Annotated in this window: 7 protein-coding genes; all 7 read right to left on the minus strand. The window is 59.9% G+C overall.

The genetic code is table 11. The features are described 5' to 3' along the window. Positions 1-774 (minus strand): right-handed parallel beta-helix repeat-containing protein (locus P9M14_11665; protein ID MDP8256397.1); only part of this gene is annotated, 774 nt, incomplete at its 3' end. A gap of 351 nt (positions 775-1,125) precedes the next feature. Then, positions 1,126-2,199, minus strand: coding sequence for a YifB family Mg chelatase-like AAA ATPase (locus tag P9M14_11670; GenBank protein ID MDP8256398.1), 1,074 nt, complete (start codon positions 2,197-2,199; stop codon positions 1,126-1,128). A 156-nt stretch (positions 2,200-2,355) separates the two neighbouring features. Beyond that, positions 2,356-2,805, minus strand: a complete 450-nt coding sequence (locus tag P9M14_11675; protein MDP8256399.1) for a DUF3795 domain-containing protein — start codon at positions 2,803-2,805, stop codon at positions 2,356-2,358. 3 nt (positions 2,806-2,808) lie between these two features. After that, a complete protein-coding gene (locus tag P9M14_11680) occupies positions 2,809-4,491 on the minus strand; it encodes a hypothetical protein (GenBank protein ID MDP8256400.1) in 1,683 nt (560 codons plus the stop codon). After that, positions 4,491-6,212 (minus strand): hypothetical protein, encoded by a 1,722-nt coding sequence (locus P9M14_11685; protein MDP8256401.1) that lies wholly within the window; start codon positions 6,210-6,212, stop codon positions 4,491-4,493. Before P9M14_11685 ends, P9M14_11680 begins: the two co-directional genes overlap by 1 nt. A 69-nt stretch (positions 6,213-6,281) precedes the next feature. Next, a complete protein-coding gene (locus tag P9M14_11690) occupies positions 6,282-7,535 on the minus strand; it encodes a M14 family metallopeptidase (GenBank protein ID MDP8256402.1) in 1,254 nt (417 codons plus the stop codon). Then, positions 7,532-8,449, minus strand: coding sequence for a hypothetical protein (locus P9M14_11695; GenBank protein MDP8256403.1), 918 nt, complete (start codon positions 8,447-8,449; stop codon positions 7,532-7,534). The genes P9M14_11690 and P9M14_11695 overlap by 4 nt, the downstream gene beginning before the upstream one ends. Between the last annotated feature and the right edge of the window lie 324 nt (positions 8,450-8,773).

Below are 8,773 nucleotides of genomic sequence, written 5' to 3' on the forward strand. Positions count from 1 at the left end.
ATTGCTGACAAACAGATTGTTGTTGCTGTTGACAAAATGGCTACCGTCCTTGTATCCCAAATCAAGCGTGTTGTTTTGAATGGTATTGTTATTGGAGGAGTCCAACCAGATAGCGTTACAGCCCTTGTCATTTTCTGAAAAAATGCTGTTGTTGGAAATCAGATTTCCGCTTCCACCGAAGAGCACAATACTTGATTCAATAATGCCGTCTCGCTTATTAACTATTTGATTATCAGTGATTGAGCAACCCATGCAATCACGTAAAATAATTCCGTTGTTGAAAGTTCCCTCGAAATATGAATTCACGATTGACAAATTGCTGCTCGCTTTATTCTCCATTCCCAGATCAATATATGAATATATTATGTTTTCAACTCGAACATTCTCAATAATTACATTGTCCAGTTTATTCCTGCTGTAGATACCAACGCCGAAATCCTCGATGGTAAGACCGGATAGTGATATGTTCGATACCGCTGCCTCCTCTTCATTCTTTTCGATGCCAATGGCGCAACGATCTTTTTTACTGTCGCCTACCAGCGTAACCCTATCGCCGGATATGTGTATATCCGAGTTTTCAATGACGATCGAACAATTGTCTCCATTACCTATTTCATATCTTCCTGGGCAAAATATCATGCTTCGATTAACGATCATTCCGGCGAAAGGCGTGGAGCATGCTCTAATATCTAGCGGCAATCCATAAAATATTATCAATAGAAGAATAAGAGTTGTTGAAAACCCAAGGAAAAATATTTTCAAGTTTCTCTTCATATTTCACCTACAATCCAAACTCCATTAAAACCATTTCACCTGTCCCTCGCCAAAACTCGTCCGTCAATGAAATCAATAATTTGCGAGACTATCTGAAGTAGCCTATTTTAGCAAGATGAAATGTTTATATGAATAATCTACTCGCAATCTGCGGCATTCGAAACATGTTGATCCCGAATCCGCCCTGGCGATGTGGTTTTTTAGGGTCCCGCCAACTTCAGGCCATTTGTAAGCACACATGGCTATTTTCGGCTTATAATGTTTAAGATTCACACGGACAAAACGATATGAAGAAGATTAACTTAAATAAAACGCGGCGTTAAGTTCGAGCACGACCCGTGTGTCGCCCTGTCACGGTGGGGTTGTGGGGCAGGGGTTCATCGCGGCGACGAGCATGAACTTGGCCGGGAAGGTCACGGTCATCTGCGCGCGGGCGATGGTCACCCGGCCGTCCTCCATCGGCTGGCGCATCACCTCCAGCGCGTTCTTGTGAAACTCCGGCAGCTCGTCGAGAAACAGCACACCGTTGTGCGCCAGTGAAATCTGGCCCGGACGCGGGATCGCGCTGCCGCCGACCAGGCCGACGTCGGAAATCGTGTGGTGCGGCGAGCGGAACGGGCGGCGCACGACCAGCGATTTGTCGGGGCTCAGTTCGCCGGCCACCGAGTAGATCTTGGTGGTCTCCAGCGCCTCCTCGATCTCGAGGTCGGGCAGGATCGAGGGCAGCCGCCGCGCGAGCATGGTCTTGCCCGAGCCCGGCGGGCCGATCATCAGCACGTTGTGGCCGCCGGACGCCGCGATCTCGAGGGCGCGCTTGGCATGTGCCTGGCCGCGTACGTCGGAGAAATCGTCGGGATAGAGGTAATCGCGGCCGAACACGCACTCAAGGTCGACCACCGCCTCGGGAAGCTGTTTGCGATCGGAGAAGAACTCGACTACGTCGGACAGTACGCGCACCGGGTAGACCGGGAACCCCTGGACCACCGAGGCCTCGGCCGCGTTCTCGGCGGGTACGATGATCCCGCGCAGGCCCAGGCTCTGGGCCTTGAGCGTGGCGGGCAGCGCGCCGCGCACGCCCTTGACCCGGCCGTCGAGGCTCAGCTCGCCCAGCAGCATGAAGCGGCTGAGACAATCGACCGGGATCACCCGCGCCGACGCCAGAATGCCAACGGCGATCGGCAGGTCGTAGGCCGCACCCTCCTTGCGCACGTCGGCCGGGGCGAGGTTGATGGTGATCTTGCGGCTGGGCACGCTGTAGCCCTGGTTGCGCAGGGCGGAGCGCACTCGGTCGCGGCTCTCCTTGACCGCGCCGTCGGGCATGCCGACTACGTTGATGCCCGGCAGGCCCAGCGAGGCGTCGACCTCGACCTCGATTTCGATGGCGTCGATACCCAGAACAGCCGCGGAAATGGCAGTGGCAAGCATTGTAGACACGTCTCCTGGGCACTTACATAGCAGGAGGCGTGCCAAGGGCGATGGTTACTGCCAACAGGATGGAATGTCTACATTATTCAGTCTTGGGCGAAATCGGGCCTCGCCGGATTCCGACCGAAAACCGCATCGTAGCGTCCGGAATCCGGGCTACTTCAAGTCCACCGCTTGTTTGCAGTTGCGGCAGCGCTGGGCGCCGCGGAACAGGGCTGCGCCGCATTGGGGGCAGGAATAGCGGGCAATCTCGGCAGCTACCCAGGCCTCGGTCCCCAGCTCGCGCCGTTGGGGAACCGAGCGCAGCATCACCTTTCTGCCCTCCTCGATCGGGAAATTCTCAATGTGTTCGCAGGGGAACTCGTCGCACTGATGGCAGCCCTCGATTTCGCGTTGCGCAGCGCAGGCTTTGATCTTGCAGACTTGGCAGAACTCGCACACATCGTCGGACAGGCATCCTTCACAGTGAATCTGCTCGGGCTTGAGGCCGTAGAGATCAGCTAGAACCTGCTTGAACTTCTCGTTGCGGTCGCGATGGGCGATCATGATCGAGCACACTCCGCAATACAGTCCGCAGGGCGCCAGCAGTTGGCGATTGATCTCCATTTCTTATTCCTCCAGGTACCAGGGTGGGCCTTCACATTGGCCGTCAAAGATGTATTGGGCCGAGCTGATTGGTAGATTGGACATCATCAGCCGCCGTCCATAACGGCTTGCGCTAAATACCGCCGCCAGTCGAAACAAAGCATAGAAAGGGTCCGCCCGTTTAAATGTCGCGCCTAAAGTATCGACCTCGATTGATGCGGGATCAAGCTTGTACAGCCCGTGAAATCCCGTTGTGAAATAGATCCGGTCGTTCCGCGCATCGAGCGTGAGCCAGCGCACCCAGGGCGGGACGTTGAGGCGGGCGATCAGGGCCAGGTTCTCCAGATCGCGCACCTCCATCAACGGAGACAGGCCGAAGACGAGCAACCGGTCTCGCGCCGGGTCGATCAGCAGCGCGCGTGCTCCAGGCATGGCCTGGATCTCGGCGATCGGCTCGAAGCGTTCCAGGTCGAGCACCAGCACCCTGGCCAGGTAGGGCTGGGAGATAAACAGCCGGTCCCGCTTGCTGTCCAGCGCCAGCTTTTCCGACCAGCTGCCCAGCACCAGGCTGCGCGTGACCTCGAGCGACTCGAGGTTCAGCGCGACGAGCTCGCCGTTGATCGTGGAATAGAGCAGCTCGTCGCGACTCGGATCAAAGGCCAGGTCGCCCGGCGGACCGCTTATATATGCGCGCACCGCACGGCCCGAATCGCAAAAGACCCGCAGTCCGTCCACGCACACTGAGCACAAAAGGCCCCTTTGCTTCTGCCAATAAGTACGGCACAGCCCGCCGCTGCGATCGGGTCCCTCGGTGAACGGGATCGTCGCCAAGCCGCGCATCTGGTCCAGGTTGCCAATCAGCATGCGCTGCCGGAAACCATCGGCATAGATTATTTTGCGTTGCGATCCCGCGATGGCCACGGCCTGCACTTCCCCGAGAGCATCATCGAGCTTCAACTTGCCCAGCAGCGAACCATCGTGCTCGGCGATTTTTAAAATCGCGTTATTGTTTGAGTCGACCACCAACAGGTCGCCGTCCAACGGATCGACCGTTGTTTGATAGAAGAAGCCTGGTAAAAGAAGATTTGCGGAATGATCATACCGGCCGATGCTGTTTGCCGGCAACGGATCCCACAGCCACGGAAACAGGCAACAGCCGGCCAGCAGTGCCAGAAGATAGGCGCGCATTATGGCCGTGAGCCAGCGGGGGACCGTAGTGTCGCGGGAGATCAAGATCCAGGTTGGCAGCGGAAACAACAGATCCGCCAAGGGAGGTGAGCAGCGCAACAGCCGCTCCAGCCTGCGTTGCGGCCGGCCGACCCAAATCCACCCCGCGCCGGCAAGGTTGAGCGCGATGCAGATTCCCGACGCAGCCGACCACGGTTGGATCCCCACATAGCGATAGACGAACAGCGGAGCGCAGGCCAGAGCTGCGCCCAGTAGCGGAGCCAGCGCCAGACACGCCGCTCCGAGAAGTGGCGTCTGACGCCGCGTGCTCGGTGCGAGGAGCACCAGCAGGCAGACCGGGAGCATGGCGTAAAACAACAGGCGGAACAGCTCCACCTGGCAGACGATATCGAGCATCGCCTCATAGCTTTGCACCCTGGACAGCGCCGCCTGGACGAACAGCAGCATGATGATCAAGGCTGCGATCGATCGGACTGACCAGCGAATTGCGCTTGACGCGTACGAAGGCTGTTTAGCCATCAATTGTTGCTGCCGGATGCGGGGCTGGTTGTACCCTGGGTCCAATCCCCCGATCCGCAGGGCTGGCCGCCGAAGCTTTCAGCGGGCTGCATCGCTTGGCTCTTACCTCCCAGCGGCATTTCCAAGGCGCGCAGGATCGGCAGGTTGAGCCGAGCTGTCAGCAGGTAGAATGGGTCCAGACGCTGGAGGAGCCGGGCGCCACTGGAGATCTGCCCCAGTTGCTTTAAATCAAGCTCCCAGAGGCCATGGGTTTTGGATGTCAGATAGGCCACATCGCGCTGCTCGTCGAACTCGATCCAACGACCGTAGGGCGGCGCCTTGATCCGCCTGATCAGCGAGAGATCTTGAAGCGAGCGGACCTCGATCAGCGGCGACAGGCCGGCCAACAGCAGCCATCCGTGATGCGGCTCAATCGCTACCAGCCGCACGCCGGGAAAGGCATAGAGCCATCTGATGGGCGTGAAGCTCTCGATGTCCAGCACCAGTACGCTGGAGAGCATCGGATAGGCCACGAACAGCCTGCCACTCCGGCTGTCCAGGGCCATGCGCTCGGGCGCAGCGCTGCCCCGGTTGAACTCGCGCAACGGGTGAAGGTCCGCGGGGGAGAGCGCCATCAGGGCTCTGTTCCACGCGGCTGTGTAAAACTCGCGGCGCTCGCTGTCGTAGAGCATATCGCCGGGCAGGCCCATGTATTGGGCCACCGGCCGTCGGCCGTCGGGGCACATCAGCAACAGGCCGCCCTCGCAGTTGGCATAGAGCAGATGGTCTTGCGCATGCCAATAGGTGCGGCAGGCGTCCATGTTCTGCGAAGACTCGACGCTCGCCGGATCTAAACCGCTGAAGGCGATCCGCCGACGCAGCTTCAGCGTGTCCGCGTCCAGTACCTGGGTTTGCATCCCCCCCGGATCAACGAGGACGAGGCTCCGCGATTCCTGGTCCAGCGCCAGCGCGCGTATCGGTGCGACAATGTCGAGTGCGACCCGCTCGCGGCGCGAGCCGTCCAGAGGGTCGATGCGCTGGATCACTTGCAAGCTGCGGTCCACGACCAGCAGGTCGCGGCGTTGCGGATCGAGCAGAAACTGGTAATACCTGCCGCAGTCGAGCAGGCGCAACGGCGCGCTGAACTGCAACGGACTGGCGAAGTCCAGCGGATTTACCAGCCAGGGAAGCAACGGCGCCAACGCCAGTAGCACGGCGGGCAGAATGCGCGCTACGCTCAACGTCCGTCTGCCTCGCGTCTCACGGTAGATATAGGCGGACCAGACCAGGGCCGGGAAAAACAGGTCGCTCAGCGGCAGGCACGCGCGCATCCACTTCCTGCTCCTGGGACCCCACTTTTCACCCAGGTGGAACCAACCCAGCCCGGTGAGGTTCACGGCGATCCAGACGGCGATGCCGATCTTCAGGCCACCAATGTGGAGATCGGGACGGGTCGTTAGCGGAGCGATGCAGGTCAGCATGCCGGCCAAGGGCCCGGCGACCAGATAGACGGCCATTAGCGCAGCCCGCGGCCTGCTGCCCTCGATCCGTGACGGAAATAGCGTCACCAGCAGCAGCGTGGGAAAGGACGCATAGAACAGCGCGTGGAAGATGTCGATCTGACAGACCAGGTTGAGCATCAGATCGTTGTTGATAATCCAACGGCAGGTGTTGATCAGCTGCCAGAGCAGGAACGCCAGGACCAGACTCGCGCGTAGCGGATATATAAATCCCTTTAGCACCGGGCTATACACCGACGACAGACGACTTGCTAGCCCCGGCGGAGGGTTCCGGAATTATCCGAGTGTTGCTCAGCGGATCATCCCCGCGTTGTATTCGGACCAGGAGCGGGCCACGCCCTGCATGCCGTAGGGCAAGTCACCGCTCTTGCCCGGATCGTCGCTTTGCCAGATCAGGTAGAGCATGCCGTTGAGGTTCTTGGCCTGCACCTCGGGGATCTGGCTGCCGGGAAGATAGAAGTCGCCGCCGAACTGGACCGGGTCGAGTTCCACGGTAAAACAGATTCGGCCCTGGTCGCCGTAGGCCCAGTCGCAGGTGTCGCCCGAAGTTATGTAGAGATCCGAACTCTGTTGGGGCGTGTACCCGGTGTAGGAGGCGTACTGCGTGCCCAGGGTCACGTGGTTGGTATGATCAGGCTCGGGCATTGCCGAATAGGTGTAGCCCCAGGGCCAGATCACCAGCTTGGAGAAGTTGTGAAAGCTGACGATGATCTCGATCGAGGGATTGTCCACGATCAGGTCGCGGTAGGCCGCGCTCTCGGGCTCGGAGAACGCCGAGGGGCCGCGGTAGGTATCGGAACTCATGGTGCCCGACGAGCCCGAGCCGCCCCACATGTAGCCGTAGTTGCGGTTGAGGTCCACGCCCTCGTAAGAGCCTTCGTTGTCGCGGCGGTTCTTGCGCCAATAGTGATAGCTGCCGCCGGAGATGTCGTAGACCACGCCGTCGGGATTGAGCATCGGCGTAACCCAGATCTCGTGGGTCTGCACCAGGTTGGTGGTCGAGTACAGGTAGTCGTAGGTGTCGCCCATGTACTCTAAAAACCCCAGCGGCACCTCAAGGCTGATGTGCTCGCGCGCGTGGTGTTGGCCCACAAAGCTCAGTCCGGGCTCACTGGCGGATTCGTCCTGGTCCGGGTTGTCGCTGAGCTTGATTGTCCACAGCTCGCGCGATTCCCAGCTCTGGCCGATGGAGGAGAGCAGCATCACGTCCGGGTGCGCGTCGGCCAACGTGTTGAGCACCGCGACCATACCGTCGAAATAGCGGTAGGCCGGGTCCACCGCCACGTCGAGCTGCGGCAGCGGCTGCGCAAAGACCGTGTAGCCCAGGTCCTGCAACAGCGCCAGGTCATAGTCTCTGCCCAGCACCAGTACCGACTCGTCGAGCACCTGGACGATGTCCAGGCCCAGGTCCGCGATGGCGCTACGCTCGTACTTGTCCATCGCCGGGATCTCGATCAACAGCGCATTATCGTCGAACGCCTGCGCCGGAATCACCGGCAGCAGCAGCGCGGCCGCCAAAATAGTTAAAATCGCCGCGGCCCTCATTTGTCACCTCCGGGGATCATCACGATCGCGCGAATCATCAGGTTGTTGGCAAACGGGGTCGAGCCCAGCGGCGTATAGGTCGGTCCCGAGCGGCCGTACCAGGCGGAGCCCGCGAAACCCGAGGTGTCCAGACCGACAAACGGCGTCTTGCCGTCGGCCGAGGTCACGCCGAGGATCAGGTTGCCCGAGTCGACCTGCATGTCGGCGGCCGTAACGTCGATATCCAGCCAGGCATCGACGGACTGCACTGCCTGCGGCTCGGAAACAAACGTCGGCTCGCCGACCGGACCGGCTGCCGAGGGATCGGCGAACAGCACGCCGGAGACCGCCACTCCCGCGTCGTCTGGGTTGACGTGGACTTTGATCCGCACCCGCGCGGGCTTGACCGGGTAGATCGGCATGGCCATACCCACCAGCAGGCTGTCGCCCGCGGCAATGGCGCGCAGGCCGTCCTCGGCCGATCCGTCGTCGAGCAGCACTTCCACCGCGCCCAATACGTTAAAGGTGTAGTTCTCGGTCTGGCTGGACTGGTCGTGATCGTCACTGGCCGAAATCCGATAGCTGACATTGGCTCCGGCCGGCTGATCAGGGATCGCGCCCACGAACAGGCCCTCGCCGCGATCCTCCATTGCCAGCGTGGTCTCGGCGCTGCCGGAGATCGAGTAGACAACTGCGGCCGAGGCCACCGCGCTGTTGTCAATGATTGTCGCCCGGATGTAATAGACGCCGAAGCCCGCGGGCTGGTCGTTCAGCGGAGTATGGTCGATGCTCGGCGGATCGCCCGGGCCGGTGTCGTCGTCGTCGTCACCGCCGGTATCGTCGTCGTCATCGTCGCCGGAGCCCGCGCAACCCACAACCAACATCAGGGCCGTGAGCAGCAGGAGCATCAACAACAGGTACTTGTTGGAAAACATGCTGCCTCCGATAGCTGGTCCAAAGCGTCGGTACAGACCTTATGGGGGTGCCATTTTCCCGGGTGGCTGGATTTAAGTCAATCGGGCCGCACACCGGCGAGCGCGGAAAGCGGCCATCAATCCATCCTTCTCAAGTGTCATGCCCAACTCGTTTCAGCATCTCTACTTCATAGACCCTGAAATGAATTCAGGGTGACAGTTATCGGACATTTGTGGCGACCAGGGCGTTGCCCTGGACCCACCAGAGGGGCGGCCCCTCTGGACTCCCCCAAGGGTAAAAGTGCTCAAGGGTACAATCAGTCCCGGGCGCAACGGAAACCCAGA

The organism is Candidatus Alcyoniella australis, from assembly GCA_030765605.1.
In the GTDB taxonomy this organism is placed as follows: Bacteria; Lernaellota; Lernaellaia; order JAVCCG01; family Alcyoniellaceae; genus Alcyoniella; species Alcyoniella australis.

What these genes read in the sequence shown, in the direction of transcription:
- P9M14_11670 (MDP8256398.1), bottom strand. Translation starts at nt 2,199, where the DNA reads ATGCTTGCCACTGCCATTTCCGCGGCTGTTCTGGGTATCGACGCCATC.
- P9M14_11675 (MDP8256399.1), bottom strand. Translation starts at nt 2,805, where the DNA reads ATGGAGATCAATCGCCAACTGCTGGCGCCCTGCGGACTGTATTGCGGA.
- P9M14_11680 (MDP8256400.1), bottom strand. Translation starts at nt 4,491, where the DNA reads ATGGCTAAACAGCCTTCGTACGCGTCAAGCGCAATTCGCTGGTCAGTC.
- P9M14_11690 (MDP8256402.1), bottom strand. Translation starts at nt 7,535, where the DNA reads ATGAGGGCCGCGGCGATTTTAACTATTTTGGCGGCCGCGCTGCTGCTG.
- P9M14_11695 (MDP8256403.1), bottom strand. Translation starts at nt 8,449, where the DNA reads ATGTTTTCCAACAAGTACCTGTTGTTGATGCTCCTGCTGCTCACGGCC.